At 43.1% G+C, this 19916-nt stretch carries 18 protein-coding genes; 16 read left to right on the top strand and 2 right to left on the bottom strand.

All coding sequences use genetic code 11. From position 1 onward, the window contains the following. On the top strand, nucleotides 1-996 hold a 996-nt coding region (locus AC1DPZ_RS02990; RefSeq protein WP_477401151.1), incomplete at its 5' end, for a sigma-54 interaction domain-containing protein. A gap of 64 nt (nucleotides 997-1060) precedes the next feature. Here AC1DPZ_RS02990 and AC1DPZ_RS02985 read toward each other — a convergent pair. After that, nucleotides 1061-1531 (bottom strand): hypothetical protein, encoded by a 471-nt coding sequence (locus AC1DPZ_RS02985; RefSeq protein ID WP_477401150.1) that lies wholly within the window; start codon nucleotides 1529-1531, stop codon nucleotides 1061-1063. 386 nt (nucleotides 1532-1917) lie between these two features. Between AC1DPZ_RS02985 and kdpF the strand changes: the two genes are divergently transcribed. From kdpF to arsB, 12 genes are all read left to right on the top strand, one after another. Further along, a complete protein-coding gene (gene kdpF, locus AC1DPZ_RS02980) occupies nucleotides 1918-1995 on the top strand; it encodes a K(+)-transporting ATPase subunit F (protein WP_169611101.1) in 78 nt (25 codons plus the stop codon). Between the two features lie 11 nt (nucleotides 1996-2006). Further along, nucleotides 2007-3722 (top strand): potassium-transporting ATPase subunit KdpA, encoded by a 1716-nt coding sequence (gene kdpA, locus AC1DPZ_RS02975; RefSeq protein WP_477401149.1) that lies wholly within the window; start codon nucleotides 2007-2009, stop codon nucleotides 3720-3722. A 112-nt stretch (nucleotides 3723-3834) separates the two neighbouring features. Beyond that, nucleotides 3835-5862 (top strand): potassium-transporting ATPase subunit KdpB, encoded by a 2028-nt coding sequence (kdpB, locus tag AC1DPZ_RS02970; RefSeq protein WP_477401148.1) that lies wholly within the window; start codon nucleotides 3835-3837, stop codon nucleotides 5860-5862. 108 nt (nucleotides 5863-5970) lie between these two features. Further along, nucleotides 5971-6534 (top strand): K(+)-transporting ATPase subunit C, encoded by a 564-nt coding sequence (locus tag AC1DPZ_RS02965; protein ID WP_477401147.1) that lies wholly within the window; start codon nucleotides 5971-5973, stop codon nucleotides 6532-6534. Nucleotides 6535-6673: 139 nt separating this feature from the next. Then, nucleotides 6674-7720 carry an outer membrane beta-barrel protein gene (locus AC1DPZ_RS02960; protein WP_477401145.1) on the top strand — a complete coding sequence of 349 codons (1047 nt, stop codon included), beginning with the start codon at nucleotides 6674-6676 and terminating at the stop codon, nucleotides 7718-7720. A gap of 162 nt (nucleotides 7721-7882) precedes the next feature. Next, nucleotides 7883-9013 carry a sensor protein KdpD gene (locus tag AC1DPZ_RS02955; protein WP_477401144.1) on the top strand — a complete coding sequence of 377 codons (1131 nt, stop codon included), beginning with the start codon at nucleotides 7883-7885 and terminating at the stop codon, nucleotides 9011-9013. A gap of 2 nt (nucleotides 9014-9015) precedes the next feature. Further along, entirely contained in the window at nucleotides 9016-10725 is a 1710-nt protein-coding gene (locus AC1DPZ_RS02950; RefSeq protein WP_477401143.1) for a HAMP domain-containing sensor histidine kinase, read from the top strand. A 517-nt stretch (nucleotides 10726-11242) separates the two neighbouring features. Beyond that, complete coding sequence (locus tag AC1DPZ_RS02945) at nucleotides 11243-11806, top strand: DUF6428 family protein (RefSeq protein WP_477401142.1); 564 nt, start codon at nucleotides 11243-11245, stop codon at nucleotides 11804-11806. An 11-nt stretch (nucleotides 11807-11817) separates the two neighbouring features. Next, on the top strand, nucleotides 11818-12249 hold the full coding sequence (arsN2, locus tag AC1DPZ_RS02940; RefSeq protein WP_477401141.1) for an arsenic resistance N-acetyltransferase ArsN2: 432 nt from the start codon (nucleotides 11818-11820) through the stop codon (nucleotides 12247-12249). Between the two features lies 1 nt (nucleotide 12250). Next, entirely contained in the window at nucleotides 12251-12664 is a 414-nt protein-coding gene (locus tag AC1DPZ_RS02935; protein WP_477401140.1) for an arsenate reductase ArsC, read from the top strand. Between the two features lie 44 nt (nucleotides 12665-12708). Continuing rightward, complete coding sequence (locus tag AC1DPZ_RS02930; protein WP_477401139.1) at nucleotides 12709-13041, top strand: ArsR/SmtB family transcription factor; 333 nt, start codon at nucleotides 12709-12711, stop codon at nucleotides 13039-13041. Between the two features lie 55 nt (nucleotides 13042-13096). Then, nucleotides 13097-14164 (top strand): ACR3 family arsenite efflux transporter, encoded by a 1068-nt coding sequence (arsB, locus tag AC1DPZ_RS02925; protein ID WP_477401138.1) that lies wholly within the window; start codon nucleotides 13097-13099, stop codon nucleotides 14162-14164. Between the two features lie 63 nt (nucleotides 14165-14227). On the opposite strand, the gene AC1DPZ_RS02920 is transcribed toward arsB, so the two are convergent. Then, nucleotides 14228-16312: a beta-galactosidase gene (locus tag AC1DPZ_RS02920; RefSeq protein ID WP_477401137.1), complete on the bottom strand. Its 2085-nt coding sequence runs from the start codon at nucleotides 16310-16312 to the stop codon at nucleotides 14228-14230. A gap of 219 nt (nucleotides 16313-16531) precedes the next feature. On the opposite strand from AC1DPZ_RS02920, the gene AC1DPZ_RS02915 reads away from it, so the two are divergent. From AC1DPZ_RS02915 to AC1DPZ_RS02905, 3 genes are all read left to right on the top strand, one after another. Continuing rightward, nucleotides 16532-18289: a family 43 glycosylhydrolase gene (locus AC1DPZ_RS02915; RefSeq protein ID WP_477401136.1), complete on the top strand. Its 1758-nt coding sequence runs from the start codon at nucleotides 16532-16534 to the stop codon at nucleotides 18287-18289. 67 nt (nucleotides 18290-18356) lie between these two features. Continuing rightward, a complete protein-coding gene (locus AC1DPZ_RS02910) occupies nucleotides 18357-18857 on the top strand; it encodes a hypothetical protein (protein WP_477401135.1) in 501 nt (166 codons plus the stop codon). Nucleotides 18858-18905: 48 nt separating this feature from the next. Further along, nucleotides 18906-19862 carry an acetyl-CoA carboxylase carboxyltransferase subunit alpha gene (locus AC1DPZ_RS02905; protein ID WP_477401134.1) on the top strand — a complete coding sequence of 319 codons (957 nt, stop codon included), beginning with the start codon at nucleotides 18906-18908 and terminating at the stop codon, nucleotides 19860-19862. Nucleotides 19863-19916 lie beyond the last annotated feature (54 nt).

Here is a 19916-nt window from a genome sequence, read left to right as displayed (position 1 = left end):
GCAATGGATAAAGCCCTGTTGCAGCAAACCGTGATAGAGCTGCAAAGCAAACTGAATGAAAAATTTGGCTTCGACAGGCTGATTGGCAGATCAACCGCTATTGGTGATGTGATCAAGCTTGCTCAAAAGGTAGCCCTAACCGATACCACCGTTCTGTTATTAGGCGAAACAGGTACCGGCAAAGAAATCTTCGCCGAAGCCATTCACCAGGCCAGTAAACGCAATACAAAATCGTTTGTGGCTGTAAACTGCAGTGCTTTTACAAAGGAGTTGTTAGAGAGTGAATTATTTGGGCATAAAGCGGGCTCATTTACCGGCGCCTTAAAAGATAAAAAAGGCCTTTTTGAAGAAGCCAGCGGCGGCACCATATTTTTAGATGAAATAGGCGAACTTGATCACGACCTGCAGGCCAAGCTGCTTCGCGTGCTGGAATCACAGCAGTTTTTAAAAATAGGCGATACCAAACCTACGCAGGTTAATGTACGCATACTTGCTGCAACCAACCGTAACCTCCAAACAGAAATAGCTGATGGCCATTTCCGTTCGGATTTGTTTTACCGCCTTTCGGTGTTCCAGATCACCTTGCCACCCTTGCGCGAACGCAAAAAGGACATTAAACTACTGGCAGAATACTTTATGCAGTACTTTGGCCTTAAAGTTAAAAAACAGATAAATGTGCTAAGCGATGAGTTTATAACCAAACTGGAAGCTTACCACTGGCCAGGCAATATCCGCGAGCTAAAAAATATTATTGAAAGAGCTGTAATACTTACCGATAACAACACCCTTGATGAAAGCCTGCTGCCTTATGAAATTCAGCAGCAACAGGTAAAGGCGGGCAGTCCAATATCAGCCTTTGACCTTTCATCGGTTGAAAAACTGCACATACAACGTGTACTTAACCATACCCACGGCAACCGCGCCGAAGCGGCCAATCTATTGAATATTGGGGTAGCAACATTGTACAGGAAGCTGAAAGAATACGGGTTGGAGTAAATACCCCGGTAATTTCATGCCGACATAACAATAGTATCAACCTTTTTCTTGACGAGGTATATTGCTACTGCTTGTTATAAATAATGGGCGATGGAACGCAATTAGCATTAAACGGACAGGTAAAGTAAAGTAAAAGTTTATTTTTTTGAGCGTTGAGTGATATGGTATAGCCAACCGTTTTGGAGCCATCAATAGGCACAAGTTCAGTTTCCGGACCAAAACTATTTTTTGAGTTTGAATAATTTACAAGATCAAACATAATTAATGAATCCTTTTTGACAGTATATTTTCCTATACTTCTAAAGCGGTATCCTATTATTTTTTTGGTAACCGAATCTGTTGCAATTATATTGTATTCAACAGTATTGTCGTTTTTAAACTCATATTGGTCAATCCCCTGGAATTGTATTTTTGCCCATTTCCCGGTAATATCAATGGTTCCGCTTGCGGCATCCTTTTTACAGGCAGAAAATGCGAATACCAAAACAGCGGCCAAAACGCTGAAAATCCTGGTAAGGGTAAATGTTGTTTTCATATTGGTCATTACGTATAAATAAATGGCATTGATACACTTGGGATGATCTTTTATCTAAATCCCTTTCAATAAAAAAGACTTCTGATTCCCCAATCTCACTCCCGGGTCAACTAATAATCACAGCGTTATTCCACATTGATAATTGCCTATCAAAATGATAGGCATATTTTACCTGTTAAAACCAAAGTTGCGTTTGTAAAATCAATTAAATAACTGATTAATAGTTATTTAATTGATTTTTCCATTTGTTGGCATCCCCTTGGTAAAGCCTTCTGCAAAACGAATACTATGGATATTTTACAGGTTGTTATTTATGTGGTGACTTTCATAGTCATCTTCTGGATCTTCTTCAAATCAGTTAATTACTTCGAAAAAATCTAATCATCATGATCGCATTATTCATTGTGGCCATAGCTGTGTTTATATACATGGTGTACGTGCTGCTTAAACCCGAAAAATTTTAACTTTTAAAACCATGAACACTGAAATTTCAGGTGTAATTTTTACCTACCTCCTCATGCTTGTAATAGCCATCCCCTTAGGTCGTTACATGGCCCGCGTTTTTAAGGGCGAAAAAACATGGCTCGACTTTTTAGCCCCGCTCGACCGTTTCATTTTCCGTTTTAGCGGCATTGATACCAAAAAGGAAATGAACTGGAAACAGCATTTATTTGCCCTGCTTACCATTAACAGTGTTTGGCTTATTTATGCCTTTGTGTGTTTAATGGCACAAGGCCACTTGCCCCTTAATCCGGATGCAAACCCGGGCCAGTCTGCCGATACGGCTTTCAATACAGCCATTAGCTTTTTGGTTAACTGTAACTTACAGCACTACTCGGGCGAAAGCGGCGCTACTTATTTTACACAGCACTTTGTATTTATGTTCCTGCACTTTGTATCGGCAGCTACCGGTATTGCGGCGCTGATTGTACTATACAGGGCATTAAAAGACAAGGTGACCGATAAACTGGGTAACTTTTGGGAGTACTTTGTAAAATCAATCACCCGCATTTTATTACCTATATCATTTGTTATAGCTGTAATCTTCGCCTTTAACGGCATGACTACCAGCTATGCAGGTAAAGATACTTTCATTAGTATGCAGGGCGATACCGTTCACGTATCCCGCGGACCGGTTGCTCCTTTGGTAGCTATTAAACACCTGGGAACAAACGGAGGCGGCTGGTTTGGCGCCAACTCGGCCCATCCTATAGAAAACCCTAATTACTTAACCAATACCGTTGAACTGGTTGCGCAGCTTATTATCCCGATAGGTTTGGTATTTGCCCTGGGTTTTTATCTCAACAAAAAGAAATTCGCTTATGTGATTTTTGGGGTGATGACCTTGGGTATGTTGCTGCTGATGATCCCAACCATCAATGCCGAACTTAATGGTAACCCGGCCATAGCCAGGATGGGCATTAGCCAGCCTACAGGTGCTATGGAAGGTAAAGAAGTACGGTTTGGACCTGCAAACTCTGCATACTGGAGCGTAATGACCACCATTACATCCACTGGTTCGGTAAACTCCATGCATGATAGTACTATGCCTTTATCCGGCGCTATGCAATTGCTGGGTATGATGGTTAACTGCTTTTATGGTGGTTGCGGAGTAGGTTTCCTTAACTTTTACATTTTCATCATCATAGCCGTATTTATATCGGGATTAATGGTTGGGCGAACACCGGAATTTTTAGGGCGCAAAATTGAGGCCCGGGAAATGAAGATCGCATCGCTCATTGCTTTATTACATCCGTTCATCATATTGGTTGGTTTAGCCATATCATCATATGTAGTGGTTCATATGCCCGGCGCGGATTGGGCAGTTAAGCCATCGGCCTGGTTAAATAACCCCGGCAACCATGGTTTTTCTGAAATGTTATATGAGTATACCTCAGCAGCAGCCAACAACGGGTCGGGTTTTGAAGGTTTGGGCGATGGCAACATCTTCTGGAACTTTACCACAGGTATAGTAATGGTATTGGGCAGGTTTTTACCAATTATTGGTCCGTTGGCTATTGCCGGTTTGCTGGCCAATAAAAAATTCATTCCAGAATCTGCCGGTACACTTAAAAGCGATACTTCCACTTTTGGGATGATGATTTTCGCGGTGATTGTTATTATCGCCGCCTTGTCTTTCTTCCCAGCATTAGCATTAGGCCCAATTGCCGAACACTTTTCACTTAAATAAAAAAACAACCAGCCCCACCTAAATCCTCCCCGGTAGGGAGGACTTTAAGAACTTTGCACATCAAAAGTCTCCCCTACCGGGGGAGATTTAGAGGGGGCTTTAAATCATAATCATGAAAACCTCAAATACATTATTCCAGGGCGACCAGATGAGGGAGGCTTTTAAACAGTCCTTCATCAAACTAAACCCACGCATACTGTTCCGTAACCCGGTTATGTTTACCGTTGAAATAGGAACGGCAGTAATGCTTATTGTTACTATATTCTCTTTTGCAAATAAAGGCCAGGGCAGTTTTGCCTATAACTTCACCGTGTTTTTGGTGCTGTTGCTCACCGTTTTGTTTGCCAACTTTGCCGAGGCTATTGCCGAAGCACGCGGTAAAGCACAAGCCGAAAGCCTTAGGAAAACCCGTGAGGAAACACCCGCCCGTCTATTGGTTAACGGCAAAGAGACAAGAGTAATGTCATCCCAATTAAAAAAAGGCGATGTGTTTATCTGCGAAACGGGCGATAACATCCCTACTGATGGTGAGATCATTGAAGGTATTGCTACTATAGATGAATCGGCCATAACAGGCGAATCTGCACCGGTGATCCGCGAATCTGGGGGTGATAAATCATCAGTAACAGGCGGTACCAAAGTATTATCCGACAGGATAAAGGTAATGGTAACTACCCAGCCAGGCGAAAGCTTCCTGGATAAGATGATAGCCCTGGTAGAAGGTGCATCGCGTCAGAAAACACCAAACGAGATAGCGCTTACCATTCTGTTATCAGGCTTTACGCTCATCTTCGTTATTGTATGCGTTACCCTGAAACCATTTGGCGATTATTCCAATACCCCTATAACTATAGCTGCTTTTATATCGTTGTTTGTTTGTTTGATCCCTACCACTATCGGTGGCCTGTTATCGGCCATCGGTATTGCCGGGATGGATAGGGCGCTGCGTGCCAACGTAATCACCAAATCGGGTAAAGCTGTTGAAACTGCAGGCGATTTGGATACGCTGTTATTAGATAAAACAGGTACCATCACCATTGGTAACCGTAAGGCTACCAACTTTTACCCAGCAACAGGTGTAAAACCGGCCGATTTTGTTACCGCCTGTGTATTGAGTTCACTGGCTGATGAAACCCCCGAAGGTAAATCGATAGTTGAACTGGCAAGCCTTGATAAGTCGGTGCCATCTGTAACTGCCCCTAAAAACTCGGTATTTATAAAATTTACTGCCGAAACAAGGTCGAGCGGTTTGGATACGCCCGAAGGCTTACGCATCCGTAAAGGCGCTTTTGATTCTATCCGCAATATTGCGCTTAAGGCTGGTCATGCATTCCCAACCGAGGTTGAGGACAACGTTAAAAAGATCTCATCAAATGGCGGTACACCGCTGGTAGTATCGCAAAACGAAAAGATAGTGGGTGTAATTGAACTGCAGGACATTATTAAACCCGGCATAGCCGAACGTTTTGACCGCTTGCGTAAAATGGGTGTTAAAACCGTAATGGTTACCGGTGATAACCCATTAACAGCCAAATTTATTGCCGAGAAAGCCGGCGTAGACGATTTTATTGCCGAGGCTAAGCCAGAGGATAAAATGAACTACATTAAGGCAGAGCAGCAAGGCGGTAAGCTGGTAGCTATGATGGGCGATGGTACAAATGATGCACCTGCATTGGCCCAGGCCGACGTTGGCGTGGCCATGAACAGCGGTACCCAGGCAGCCAAAGAAGCCGGTAATATGGTGGATCTGGATAACGACCCAACCAAGCTGATAGAGATTGTGGAAATAGGTAAGCAATTGCTGATGACCCGTGGTACCCTCACTACATTCTCTATCGCCAATGATGTGGCCAAGTACTTTGCTATTGTGCCGGCTTTATTTATGGTATCTATACCATCGTTAAGGGCGCTTAACATCATGGCCTTGCATAGCCCGGAATCGGCGATATTATCGGCAGTAATATTTAACGCTATTATTATCCCGATGCTGATACCATTAGCCTTAAGGGGAGTAGAATATAAACCGATTGGCGCCAGCGCATTATTGCGCCGTAACCTGTTGATCTATGGCCTTGGCGGCGTACTGATACCATTTATCGGTATAAAACTGATTGACCTTGCAGTAGGCGTATTTATTTAGAGCAGATGTGAGATATTAGATATGAGATTTGAGACAAAAAAGTGAAGCGTCAAAAATCCCGTATCCAAAAATCTCACGTCTCATATCTCAAATCTAATAAAAAAGAAAATGAAAACATATTTGTTGCCATCTATTAAGTTAACTATCATACTGATAGTAATAACAGCCGGAATTTATCCATTAGCTATAGCCGGTGTAGGCAAATTAACCCCCGGTCATGGCGACGGGGAGACCATAAGTTACAAGGGCCGCGTGGTTGGTTATGCCAACGAAGGGCAAAAATTTACTAAGGACGAATACTTCTGGAGCCGCCCGTCGGCAGTTGATTACAATGCTGCCGGTTCAGGTGGTTCAAACAAAGGCCCTTCAAACCCCGATTATTTGAAACAGGTTGAGGGCAGGATCCAGGATTTTTTAAAACATAACCCCGGTGTAACCCGTGCGCAGATCCCTGCCGAACTGGTTACCGCATCAGGTAGCGGCTTGGACCCGGACCTTTCTCCCGCAGGAGCGCAGGTACAGGTAGCACGTATTGCAAAAGTACGTGGTTTATCTGCCGATGCGTTAACCAAATTGGTTGATGCCCATACCGAAAAACCTTTGTTGGGTGTATTCGGTCCGGCTAAAGTGAACGTGCTGAAATTGAATGTGGCTTTGGATGAGTTGAAATAGCCCCACCTAAATCCTCCCCGGTAGGGAGGACTTTTGAATTGCAAACGATAAGTTTATAACATATACATTTAAAATACCCTGTTATCAAAGTCTCCCCTACCGGGGGAGATTTAGAGGGGGCTGACCTGTAACTACATAAATGAAAAAGAACATATTATTATTCGTAATACTTTTAACTGGCTTTAGTGTTGTAAAAGCCCAGGATACTGTTAAAACAACATCCGATGCGCCATTGGTTATTTTTGGTTCGGTTGATACTTATTATAAATACGATTTTGCCAATAAGGGCTCGCAGATACCAACCAGTTTTGCTACAGATCAAAACTCTGTATCAATAGGAATGATCGATCTTGGACTAAAAAAGAAAGTAGGCAAATCGGCCTTTGTAGGCGAGCTTTCATTTGGCCCGCGTGGGCAGGCACAATCTATACCAAATGGTACCAGCGGAGATTCGTACCATATCCAAAACTTGTATGTATCTTACGATGTAACTAACAAGCTTACGCTGGCAGGTGGTTATATGTCAACCTTTATAGGTTATGAGGTGATAAGCCCTGTAGGTAATTTTAACTATTCTACATCATACCTGTTCACCAACGGGCCTTTCCAGAATGCCGGTGTTAAAGCAACCTATGCTTTTACCGATAAGATAAGCCTGATGGTTGGCGCCTTTAATGATAACTGGAACGCCTATCAATCTACAAAAAAGGTAAATAATTTTGGTGCCCAGTTAGCCATTACACCGGTAAAAGGATGGACAGCTTACCTGAACCTTATAACCGGCGGACTGCAGGGAACAGAATTTGACCTGACTACCGCTTATCAAATAACCGATGCTTTTAAGTTAGGCTTAAATGCTGCCGATTATAAAGCCAATAGTGGCGTTACCGGTGGTTTTACAGGTTTGGCTTTATATCCGCAATATGCAGTATCAAAAGAAGTAACATTAGGTTTAAGGGGCGAGTACTTTAAAACAAAAAACGGTACTTATACATCAACAGCCGCACCGGCGCCCGGTGAAAATGTAACGGCTGTAACGTTTACGGCAAATATAAAAGCTGGTCCGCTGGCGCTGATCCCCGAGATCAGGCTTGATAACGGATCGGCCGATGCGTTTAAAAATCATTCAGGAGATACTTCAAAAACCGCCTCGCAATTTGTGCTGGCTGCGGTGTATGCTTTCTGATAAAGATATGTATGGATTGTTTTATAATTAATTTTGGTTGTTAATTATAAGTTTGGTTAGAATGAACGTTCATACGTAAAAAGGGGACCTGTCAGGGGTCTCCTTTTATTACATTTATACACATAATGAAACTAATGAATTTGAAAAATAATTCATAAAGCAATGAGCGAAGAAAATAAAGAACAATCGGTTGAGCATTTCCTGGAACTGATAAAACGGTCGCGGCGGGGCAAGTTCAAGGTTTACATTGGCATGAGCGCCGGTGTGGGTAAAACCTACCGCATGCTGTTGGAAGCCCAGGCATTGATGCGCAACGGTATTGATGTTAAAATAGGCTATATTGAAACCCATAACCGTAAAGAAACCATAGCACAGCTGGAAGGCCTGCCCGTAATTCCACGCCGTAAACTTTTTTACAAGGGTAAGGAGCTGGAAGAGATGGATCTGAAGGCCATTATCAGTTTGCGCCCCGAAGTGGTTTTGGTTGATGAACTGGCGCATACCAATATTGAAGGCAGCAGTAACGAAAAACGCTGGCAGGATGTAATGGAGATCCTGAACGCCGGTATTAATGTAATCAGCGCGGTAAACATTCAGCATATGGAGAGCCTTAACGAGGAGGTAGAACGCATAACCGGCACGGCCATTAATGAGCGCATCCCCGATAAGGTTTTGCAGCTTGCAGATGAGGTAGTGAATATCGACCTTACCGCCGATGAACTGATAGACCGTTTAAAAGAGGGTAAGATTTATGACGAAAAAAAGGTGCCCCTGGCCCTTAATAATTTTTTCCAGTCGGATAGGATTCTGCAGCTGCGCGAACTTGCCCTGCGCGAGGTAGCCCACCAGGTGGAGCGTAAAATTGATATTGAGATCCCCAGGAACATTAAATTGCGGCCCGAGATTTTTTTAGCCTGCATCAGCACAAATGACGCATCGGCAAAAATAATTATACGTAAAACCGCAAGGTTATCATCATATTACCGATCAAAGTTTTTTGTTTTGTATGTGCAAACTTCAAGGGAAAGCAGCGATAAGATAAACCTGGCATCGCAGCGCCATTTAATTAATAATATGAAGCTGGCTACCCAGTTAGGCGGCCAGGTGCTCAAAGTAAAAAGCGACCGGATAGCTCAAACCATATGGGAAACTGCCGAAAAATATGACGTCACTACTATTTGTATTGGTAAACCGCGGTTTAAGTTTTACCAGCTGATCATGAAAACAGCTGTGTTTACCCAGTTATTAAATAAAATGTCTAAAACAGATATTGACCTTGTAATACTATCATAACAATGACTATTAAAAATAAACTCCGTACTGGCATTGGCTTTTTGTTTGTACTGGCGCTCATCTGCTGCGGCTTATCAGTATATTTCCTTAACCGTCTTTCGGCTGATGCCGGGGTGATATTGAAGGATAATTACAAAACCCTGCAATACACACAAAATATCCTGAACGAAATAGATGCCGGTGATGGCCCGCTTTCGGCTAAGCAAATTGCTGTAATTGATGATAACCTTTACAGGCAGCAGCATAACATTACTGAGAAAGGCGAGGGGAAATTAACAGACTCATTAACCGCTGTTTACCGGGATATTAAACTGCCTGGTGTTGCTGGTGCRCAAATTGAGGCACGGGCGCAGGCACGGCGATTGATTTATGGCATAATGCATTTAAATATGGATTCCATTGCTCATAAAAATTCTGTTGCAGCTAATACCGCCAAAAGAGCCAATATATTGGTTGCCTTTTGCGCCGTACTGTTATTCACCATTGCATTTACTTTTGCCGTGAACTTCCCCGGATATATTGCAAACCCGCTAAAAGAATTAACAGAGAAGATAAAAGAAATATCAAACCGCAATTACCATCAGCAGATAGATTTCCAATCGGACGACGAGTTTGGTGAGCTTGGCCAGGCTTTTAATAACATGACCAAAAAGCTGGATGAATATGAAAACAGTAACCTGGCCAGTATTTTGTTCGAGAAAAAGCGGATTGAAACCATTATCAATACCATGCATGACGCCATTGTGGGGTTGGATGAAAAGATGATCATCATATTTGCCAACGAGGTAGCCTGCTCATTAATAGGTATGAGTACCGAACAGCTTACCGGCCGCTATGCTCCGGATGTAGCTTTAGAAAACGACCTGCTGCGCAACCTTTTAGTAAACGAGCAACCCCGGCTTAAGATATTTGCTGATAACCGCGAAAGTTTTTACTCACGCGAGTCGTTATCGGTAAGCAGCAAAAATAAAGTGATAGGGAAGGTGATCATCCTGAAAAATATTACCGAGTACCAGCAACTGGATGAGGCTAAAACCAATTTTATAGCTACGATATCGCATGAGTTAAAAACGCCCATATCATCTATAAAAATGAGCCTGAAATTGCTGGAAGATGACCGCATAGGTAACGTGAATACCGAGCAGCGGCAACTGTTGGAAAATATTGATGATGATGCCCGGCGCCTGTTACAAATTACCGGCGAACTGCTGGATATGGCACAGGTAGAAACCGGAAAACTACAGCTTAACTTTGGCAGCACCCATCCAAAAAATATAGTGGACTATGCCGTAAAGGCAATTAAATTTACTGCCGACCAAAAGCATGTTGCTATTAAGGTAAAATGYGATGACAGCCTGCCCGAAGTGCATGCCGACCTGGACAAAACTACCTGGGTGCTTATCAACCTGTTATCAAACGCTATAAAATACAGTCACGAAAAATCGGTAGTGGAGCTGGTGGTTAAAAAATACAAGAACGACGAGATAGAATTTTCTGTAACCGATCATGGTAAAGGAATAGAGGAGCAATACCTGTCGCGCCTTTTTGAACGCTATTTTAAGGTTCCCAACGCCACTGCCGACCAAACCGGAACCGGCTTGGGCCTTGCAATAGCCAAGGATTTTATTGAAGCACAATCGGGCCACATAGGCGTTGACAGTGAAATAGGGGCAGGCAGCAGGTTTGCCTTTACGCTGAAGAGGGCGGTGTAAAGACCATAGGTGTTCGGAAGATTATAAAAAGGCTGGCCCTGTGCGATTCCCTCCCAACGGGAGGGTGCAGGGAGGGGTTTCTACACCAAGCTTTTTCGTTTGATTAGCAGTGGTCCAATCGTTCGCAAACCCCTTCCTCCTCCTTCCCCAAGGAAGGAATCGCACATCCTCCGCTTCTTATAATCTTCCGAAAAGCTATGGTGTAAGAACCCATAATTGCGAGAAAGCCCGAAGACTCTAAAGGGAAATGACATGATATCGTTAGGACCCAAAGGGGTGACTAAAAAACTGATTATTAAAATGTATTGTCCCCTTGTGATTGCTATTAACTTTTGAGGTAAAATTGATAGCAGTTTGTTTTTAGCTTTTAAAGGAATAAAAAGCGTTTTAAGTGGCCATGGAACAAACACATAATTGCGATTGTCAGGTGGGTACAAGCAATTAAGATTTTTCTAAAATTTATTCGTTTTTAAACTATTTATCGTAATATTGCAATATATAATTCAACGCTTGTATTATGAAAAATCAGGAAGCTATAAACTGGATGGAATTTAAGGAGCAATTGCTTGCCCATCCGCAACTGGATCTGCAATTTCAGTATGCCGAAAACAAGTGGGTAGATGCATCGTACCACATCACCGAAATTAAACAGGCGCCCATCACATCAGTTGATTGCGGCGGTAAAATGAACAGCTGGACCGAGATCATTGTTCAGCTTTGGGAGCCTGTAAATCAACTGCAGGAAAGGTCAATGCAGGTTGATAAGGCTTTATCCATCATTGAATTGGTCGAGAAAACATTACCTTTAAATCCGCTGGCAAAGGTTAAAATTGAGTTTGGTAATTCGGACTTTGATACCCGCCAAATGTATCCCAACCAGGTAGTTGCCGAGGGTGGTAACCTAATTGTTGATCTTCGGCCCGATACTGTGCAGTGCAAGGCAATTGAACGCGGCAGCAGTTGTGGTACCACTGCTACCGGCGAAGAGTGTTGTGCACCGGCTGCTGTAAAACCAAAAGTTGAATTAAAGAACCTGGCTGTTGCTGCCGAATGCTGTACACCTGGCGGTGGTTGCTGCTAAATAAGAATACCATGTTAATAAAAAATGCCGAAAATTACAGGGATGGTATAACGCAATTGCTCAGCGCTGCTAAACTTCCTGTTGATGATCTTCCGCTGTTGTTGAACAACTTTTTGGCAGCCGTAGATGATACCGGCCAGGTAATAGGCGTGGCAGGTTTTGAAATTTATGGTACAAATGCTTTGCTCCGTTCAGTAGCGGTTAAACCGGAATTTCGTAACCAGGGCATTGCAGATAAGTTACTGCAGGAGGTGGAAAGTATGGCCCTGTTAAATAAGCTTAAAGTTATTTGCCTGCTTACAGAAACCGCACCGGAATATTTTAGCCGTAAAGGTTATGTAGCAATTTTGCGCGGGGACTTACCCGAAGAGGTAAAGCAATCATCTGAGTTTAGCCATGTATGCCCCGTATCGGCCATCGTAATGAAAAAAGAAATAAATTGAAATGAAAAAAATATTAGTGTTATGTACCGGCAATAGTTGCCGCAGCCAGATAGCTCATGGCTATTTGCAATATTTTGCCGGGGATAAGGCCGAAATTTATAGCGCCGGTGTGGAGATCCACGGCGTTAACCCAAAAGCCATCAAAATAATGGCCGAAGATCATATAGATATCTCGCGACATACATCAAATAATGTGGATGAATATATGGAGATCCCTTTTGATTATATTATTACTGTTTGTGATAATGCCAAAGAGAACTGCCCCTACTTTCCATCCAAAGCTGTACGTTTTCACCAAAACTTTCCCGACCCGGCTAAAGCTACCGGAACTGAAGAAGAAGTGATGGACGAGTTTAGGCGGGTGAGGGATATGATCAAAGTATTCTCTGTTGATTTTATACAGCAGCACGTTTAAACCGGGGTTTGATTATTAAGTGCTTTATCGTAATATTGCTTGCAATGGGATTAACCAAAACAGAAAACTTTACCGAGGCTCAAAACGAGCTGGCCAAAATGCTTAAGGCATTGGCRCATCCCGCGCGCATTGCTATTATCGAGCATTTAATAAAGGCTAATGCCTGTATAGGGAACGATTTGGTTGATGTTTTGGGTTTGGCCCAGCCTACCACCTCGCAACATTTACGTGAGCTTAAGGAAGCCGGTATAATAAAAGGTACCATAGAAGGCACATCCATGAGCTATTGCATTGACCAGGTGAAATGGAAACAGTATGCAGCTAAGCTGAGCGCTTTCCTGGTAACCGCGAATTTTCCAGAAAAAGATTGTTGTTGATTTTTTTTGATCGAATACATTGCTTTATCGCAATAAACAAATGTAATTTATTAACATGAGTGCAAATAATTGCAACCCAACACAACGGAAAAAGCTTTCGTTTTTAGACAGGTACCTTACCTTATGGATATTTATCGCCATGGGCGTGGGTGTAGCTATCGGGTATTTTATGCCTTCAGCAAAAAATTTTATTAATCAATTTCAATCGGGCACTACCAATGTGCCTATTGCTATAGGCTTAATGCTGATGATGTATCCTCCATTTGCAAAGGTGAGGTTTGAGGAGCTGGGCAGGGTGTTCAGCAATGTTAAAATCTTATCCCTTTCGCTGGTTATGAACTGGCTTATCGGTCCTGTGTTGATGTTTCTGCTATCGATAATTTTCCTGCGCGATCATCCGGCCTATATGATAGGTTTAATTATGATTGGCCTGGCCCGCTGCATTGCCATGGTGATAGTATGGAACGAGCTTGCCGATGGTAACCGCGAATACGCTGCCGGGCTGGTTGCCTTTAACAGTATTTTCCAGGTGCTTTTTTACAGTTTGTTTGCCTGGGTGTTTGTTACTGTGTTGCCACCTTACTTTGGTTTAAAAGGTTTGGCGGTAAACATCAGCATAGGGCAAATTGCTCAAAGCGTGCTGATCTATTTAGGGATCCCTTTTTTTGCTGGTTTTTTAACCCGGTATATATTGCGCAGGATGAAGGGGAATGATTGGTACAATAACATATTCATCCCCAAAATAAGCCCGGTAACGCTTATAGCACTTTTATTTACCATATTGGTGATGTTCAGCCTCAAAGGCGACCTGATTGTACAGATCCCTTTTGATGTGGTGCGGATAGCCATTCCATTGGTTATTTATTTTGCCATTATGTTTATGGTAACTTTTATGGCCGGCAAATGGCTTGGGGCAGATTATGCGCAAAATGCTGCCTTATCATTTACTGCCGCAGGCAATAATTTCGAGCTGGCCATCGCGGTTTCTATCGGTGTTTTTGGTATTAATAGCGGCGAGGCATTTGCAGGTGTAATTGGTCCGCTGGTGGAGGTGCCGGCATTGATTGCATTGGTGAATGTGGCTTTTTGGTTAAGGAAGCGGTATTATGGTCTTGAATCATAAAAAATAAGTCATGCCGAATTATTTCTGCATGACTTATTTTTTGTACAAATTCTACATAAACAATCAATTTACCTCTACAATCTTAATCCCCCAGGGTTCCAGCTGCATAGCCGAATTGCTGCTTACGCCGGCTCCCGAAATCAATTCCTTTCCATTTCCATAAGGATAAGTAAAGCTGGTTTCTTTACCCGAATAGTTGAAATAGTAGTGCACTGTTTTACCACTTTGGTTTACGCCATACTTGGTAATTATCGGGAAAGCCAACTGCTGATCAGTACCCCAAAGGCCAAGCTTTTTCACCGCGTCGGCCAATATTTTATCGGTTACAGCGCTTGTTGTAATGCAGCCGATGTAGGTTGCCAGACCTTTGCCGTAGGTGTTTTCGGTAATGGCCGCGTATTTGCCCCAAACAGGATGATCATAATAAGCCAGTACCTTTGCTGTGGTAGGCGTGATGAGCTCCATCCAGGTATTTAGTTTTTTATCTTCGGGCGTCAGGTTAAAATCATCGCCTTTTAAACCCACATTTTCGGGTACGGTAAACTGGCTGTAATAAATTCCTAACGCTTCGTTGATTATGCCCGGCTGGTGCGTTGTGCGGACTTTAACATTTTCATCACTAAATCCGCTTTTAAATGTGTAAATGATATGTCCCCCTTTTTTTACGTACCGGTTAAGGCGTTGTAATAAACTATCCGGCGCAGCATACAAAACAGGAACGACTAATAGTTTATAATTTTCGATATTTTGGCTCGTAGGGTCAACAAAATCACAGCCTACATTCATGTGGTATAAGCCATCGTATAACTGACGCAATACCTCATTGTAGCCGGTGCGTACACCCCAGCCAAAGCCAAAAGCCTTGAAGCCGGTAAGCGCCTCGTTGCTAAACAATATGGCCACATCGTTTTTCTTTTTCAGGTTGATGAGTTTCGGACTTAACCGGTCAAAATCCTTACCGATAGTTTTAGCTTCGTTATAAACCGGGTTGGGCTCAAAATCATGACTTAACAGGCCTTTCCAATAGGTTTCGGCGGAGTTATGGATAGAATGCCATGGCCAGTAACCCACCATATTGGCGCCCGATGCCAGGTGACTAAATGCCTGTAACCTTAGTTGCCCCGGATAAGGCGTCCATTGCGGGAAACCCTGGGCCTCGGTTTCTATTGTCAAATAATTTTTACCGCCTTTCATTGACCGGGCAACATCGCCGCCGAAAGAGATCTCGGAACCGGTAAGTTTATCCTGGCTCGGATGGTAAATATCTATCCCTGCGATGTCTACAGCTTTTGACGCAGCAAAATGGTCAACATCGGGCTGGATGCCGAAGGAATGGCCACGCCAATCCAGGTCGAAGTTTTGGGTGATGAATTGTTCGGGGCGTTTATATTCGCGCACAATAGCCGACTGYCAGCCTAAATATTGTGTAACCACTTGTCTTTGAAATTTAGCAAACTCAGAAGATAAACTGGCATTGATAGTGGCATTCATCGATGGGAAATCGTCCCAGTTATTGATGCGGTTACTCCAGTAATCAAGGCCGAAGATGTGGTTAATATTATCCAGCGTTTTGTATTTGGCCTGCATGTATTTTACAAACAACGCCTGCACATTTGGCCCGGATGTGCCGTATGATTTTGTTTCATTATCAATTTGGTAACCAATTACCGCTGGATTGTTTTTCACATGTTCCATTATTTTCCTGATCACGCGCTCGGCATACATCCTGAAATCGGTATTGGTAATATCCATATTTTGCCTTGGTCCGTATTGGTTTTGGCCCGATGGGGTGATGGCTAATATCTCGGGGTGTTTTTTGGCCATCCAGGTAGGTATGGCGTAGGTGGGTGTGCCTACGATTACTTTGATGCCTCCTTTTTGCATGGCGGCCAGCATCCTGTCGATATGGGTAAAATCAAATACGCCATCCTGCGGTTCAACGGTGCTCCAGGTTGATTCGGCAATGCGCACCACGTTGATGCCGCAATCCTTCATCATTTGCACATCCTTATCCAGTCTTTCATAGGGCATGTACTCATCGTAATAAGCAACGCCGTAAAGCAGCTTATCCATTTTGGGATATTGTGCAAATGCGGCGGCGCCGAAAAATAATTGCACAACTAAAAGCAGCAGGTATTTCTTTTTCATAAATATGGTAATTGGTTCTGGAAATGAAGGTACAAATTAATTGTGTTTTTAACACACAATAACAAAAATGTTTCAGATTCAGCAGGAGCGGAATAAATCTTAATAAATCTTGATAAAATTGATAATTTGTGCAATAAATGTAGTTATAAGTGCCCATTTTATTAATATTTTAAAACAGATATTAGCTTCCTGTTATTATCTTATAAACCTTTATACTTTATGAAAATAGCTGCCCGTATTTTACCGATACTGCTGTTTTGTTTTTGTTTAAAAGATTTAAGCGCGCAAACCAGGAGGCTTACTTACTGCAACCCGCYTAACCTCGATTATGGCTATACCCCCTTTGCCGATTTTGCCAGCTGGGGCAAGCACCGCGCTACCGCCGACCCAACCATGACCCTGCTTAAAGGTAAATACTACCTCTTCAGTACCAACCAGTTTGGTTACTGGTGGAGCAACGACATGCTGAACTGGAACTTTGTATACCGCAAGTTTGTACGCCCATACAACCAGGTAGCGGGTGATGAACTTTGCGCCCCTGCCACTTTAGTTTTGGGCGATACCCTGCTGGTGATCGGTTCTACCTATAATAAGGATTTTACGCTGTGGATGAGCACCAATCCCACTAAAGATGACTGGAAGGCCGCCAAAGATTATTTTAAAGTAGGCGCCTGGGATCCGGGGATGTTTGCCGATGATGATGGGCGGGTATATATCTATCATGGCTCCAGCAATACGCTGCCGCTTTACGGGCAGGAGATAGACAGGAGAACATTTGAACCCATAGGCCCTAAAAAGGAGATGGTAAAACTCGACCCCGAAAAACACGGCTGGGAACGCTTTGGTGAGCACAATGATAACGTGTTCCTGCTGCCATTTATTGAAGGTTCATGGATGAATAAGCATAACGGTAAATACTACCTGCAGTTTGGCGCACCCGGCACCGAGCAAAGCGGCTATGGCGATGGCGTTTTTGTGGGCGATAAACCCCTGGGGCCGTTTACTTATCAAAAGCATAACCCGTTCTCGTACAAACCCGGAGGCTTTGCAAAAGGGGCGGGGCATGGTGCTACCTGGGCCGACAAATTTGGCAATTACTGGCATATCAGCACCATTGGCATTTCGGTAAAAAACAACTTTGAACGCCGCATAGGCTTCTGGCCGGCTGGTTTTGATAAAGATGGCACACTGTACTGTAATACCGCTTATGGAGATTATCCGCAATATTTGGCTGTTGGTCCGGAGGATCACCTGAAGAGTAATTTCACCGGCTGGATGATCCTCAACTACAATAAACCGGTGGAAGTGTCATCAACTCTGGGGGCTTATTACGCAAACAATGCGGTTGACGAAGATATCAAGACTTACTGGAGCGCCAAAACTGCGAACAAAGGCGAATGGTTTAAAACAGATCTTGGTGAAGTAAGTACTATAAACGCTGTACAGATAAACTATGCCGATCAGGATGCTGAATTTGTGGGTAAATCATTAGGCGTTTATCATCAGTATATTGTTTATTCATCCCTGGATGGAAAGATGTGGAAGCTTTTGATCGACAAAAGCAAAAACAAAACCGATGTTCCGCATGATTATGTTGAGTTGAAAACACCTGTAAAAGCACGCTACCTTAAAATGGTGAACCTGCACATGCCAACCGGCAAGTTCGCGCTGTCCGGGTTCAGGGTATTTGGTAAAGGCGCAGGCGCTAAGCCCGATACCGTTCAAAATTTGATCGCGCTGCGCGGCGACAGTGAGCGCCGCAATTCCTGGCTTAAGTGGAAACCTAATGATAACGCCACCGGCTATACCATCTACTTTGGCATAGCGCCCGATAAACTGTACAATAACATGATGATTTACGGCAAAAATGAGTTTTATTTTAGCGGGATGGACAGGGATCTGCCTTATTATTTCCAGATAGAGGCCTTTAACGAGAACGGAATTTCGGAAAGAACAAAGGTGATTAAGGTGGAATAACTTAGGTAGTAATATTTATCCATCTAAATGGCCCAATAGTTGTGGATTTTTTTGTAAACTGCAAAATATGATAAAAACCATACCTGTTTTTGTGATGATCCTGTTTGTTTATTGTGCCGCGAACGCTCAGATGGCAGATAGCACTTTTAAAAAATCGACGGTTAAAACCTTGAGCGACGCCCAGTACAATGCCTTATTAAAGGGTGATGATATTTATGAAATGCCCCCCGTTGCTGTTGTAAATCATTACCCAATGCCCGATAAGGCTATCGCGTTTAAAAAAGAAGTTGGGCTTAGTCCGGTGCAGGTAACTCAAATTACAGCAATAGCCAATGAGCTAAAGCGTAAAAAAATAGAAATGGGCAAGTTCATCATCACCAATGAACAGGCATTAGATAATTTATTGCGGAAGGGAACTGACGAGGGTAGTATTATTTTTTATGGTAACCGATCGGGATTGTACTACGGTGAGCTCAGAAATGCCATATTATTAGCCTGCTATAACACGTGGAAATTACTGGCGCCGGCTCAAATTAAAAAGCTGGAAACTTTGCAAAATCATAATTGATAAATTTGCCGTTTGATTTGTTTAATTTAGCGGCCCCAAATAAAGTGTATGAAAATAACTTTTGATTTTGAAAAACCCTTGGCCGAGCTGATGCAGCAGATAGAGAAAGTGAAGCAGGTTGAAGATAAAAACAAGCTCGACATGTCTGCAACAGTGGCAGAACTCGAGGCTAAGCTTGAAACCACCAAAAAAGAAATATACTCCAACCTTAACGGCTGGCAAAAAGTGCAGATCTCGCGTCATCCCGAAAGACCATATACGCTCCAATATATTGAGCTGATGTGCGATGATTTTATTGAACTGCACGGCGACCGTACTGTTGGCGATGATAAAGCCATTATAGGCGGTTTTGGCACTCTGAACGGGCAAACTGTAATGTTCATTGGTCAGCAAAAGGGGCGTAATACCAAAGAGCGCCAGTATCGTAACTTTGGTATGGCTAATCCCGAAGGCTACCGCAAAGCTTTAAGGCTGATGAAAATGGCCGAAAAATTCAATAAGCCTGTTGTAACTTTAATTGATACGCCGGGAGCATTCCCCGGTTTAGAAGCTGAAGAACGAGGACAAGGCGAAGCCATTGCCCGTAACCTCCTCGAAATGTCGATACTTAAGGTTCCTGTCATCTGCGTTATTATTGGCGAGGGTGCATCAGGAGGCGCATTGGGTATAGGTATTGGTGATAGGGTTTTGATGCTTGATAATTCGTGGTATTCTGTAATATCACCGGAGAACTGTTCAACCATCCTATGGAAAACCTGGGAAAATAAAGAACGTGCTGCCGAAGTATTAAAATTAACTTCGACAGAAATGCTAAAGAACAGACTGATAGACGGTGTTATAAAAGAACCACTTGGCGGCGCTCACCAGGATCCGGTTGCTATGGCAGCCACCCTAAAGAAACAGCTGCTTAAAGATCTTAAAACCCTGAAAGAAAAAGATATTACTGAGTTGGTTAACGAACGCATCGAGAAATTTTGTTCGATGGGCGTGGTTAATGAGGATTAATCTTTGGAATAAGGAATAAGGATTTTTGGACGAAGGACATTCTTTAGATAAAGG

The organism is Mucilaginibacter sp. P4_G9, assembly GCF_056400985.1.
Note: the sequence above shows the minus strand (reverse complement) of the source record. Positions and strands in the feature narration are given on the sequence as shown.

Bases quoted from the DNA above. Each gene is read 5' to 3' on its own strand.
- AC1DPZ_RS02960 (WP_477401145.1), top strand. From the start codon at position 6,674: ATGAAAAAGAACATATTATTATTCGTAATACTTTTAACTGGCTTTAGT.
- AC1DPZ_RS02985 (WP_477401150.1), bottom strand. From the start codon at position 1,531: ATGAAAACAACATTTACCCTTACCAGGATTTTCAGCGTTTTGGCCGCT.
- arsN2 (WP_477401141.1), top strand. From the start codon at position 11,818: ATGTTAATAAAAAATGCCGAAAATTACAGGGATGGTATAACGCAATTG.
- kdpA (WP_477401149.1), top strand. From the start codon at position 2,007: ATGAACACTGAAATTTCAGGTGTAATTTTTACCTACCTCCTCATGCTT.
- AC1DPZ_RS02905 (WP_477401134.1), top strand. From the start codon at position 18,906: ATGAAAATAACTTTTGATTTTGAAAAACCCTTGGCCGAGCTGATGCAG.
- AC1DPZ_RS02945 (WP_477401142.1), top strand. From the start codon at position 11,243: ATGAAAAATCAGGAAGCTATAAACTGGATGGAATTTAAGGAGCAATTG.
- AC1DPZ_RS02965 (WP_477401147.1), top strand. From the start codon at position 5,971: ATGAAAACATATTTGTTGCCATCTATTAAGTTAACTATCATACTGATA.
- AC1DPZ_RS02910 (WP_477401135.1), top strand. From the start codon at position 18,357: ATGATAAAAACCATACCTGTTTTTGTGATGATCCTGTTTGTTTATTGT.
- arsB (WP_477401138.1), top strand. From the start codon at position 13,097: ATGAGTGCAAATAATTGCAACCCAACACAACGGAAAAAGCTTTCGTTT.
- kdpF (WP_169611101.1), top strand. From the start codon at position 1,918: ATGATCGCATTATTCATTGTGGCCATAGCTGTGTTTATATACATGGTG.
- AC1DPZ_RS02955 (WP_477401144.1), top strand. From the start codon at position 7,883: ATGAGCGAAGAAAATAAAGAACAATCGGTTGAGCATTTCCTGGAACTG.
- AC1DPZ_RS02935 (WP_477401140.1), top strand. From the start codon at position 12,251: ATGAAAAAAATATTAGTGTTATGTACCGGCAATAGTTGCCGCAGCCAG.
- kdpB (WP_477401148.1), top strand. From the start codon at position 3,835: ATGAAAACCTCAAATACATTATTCCAGGGCGACCAGATGAGGGAGGCT.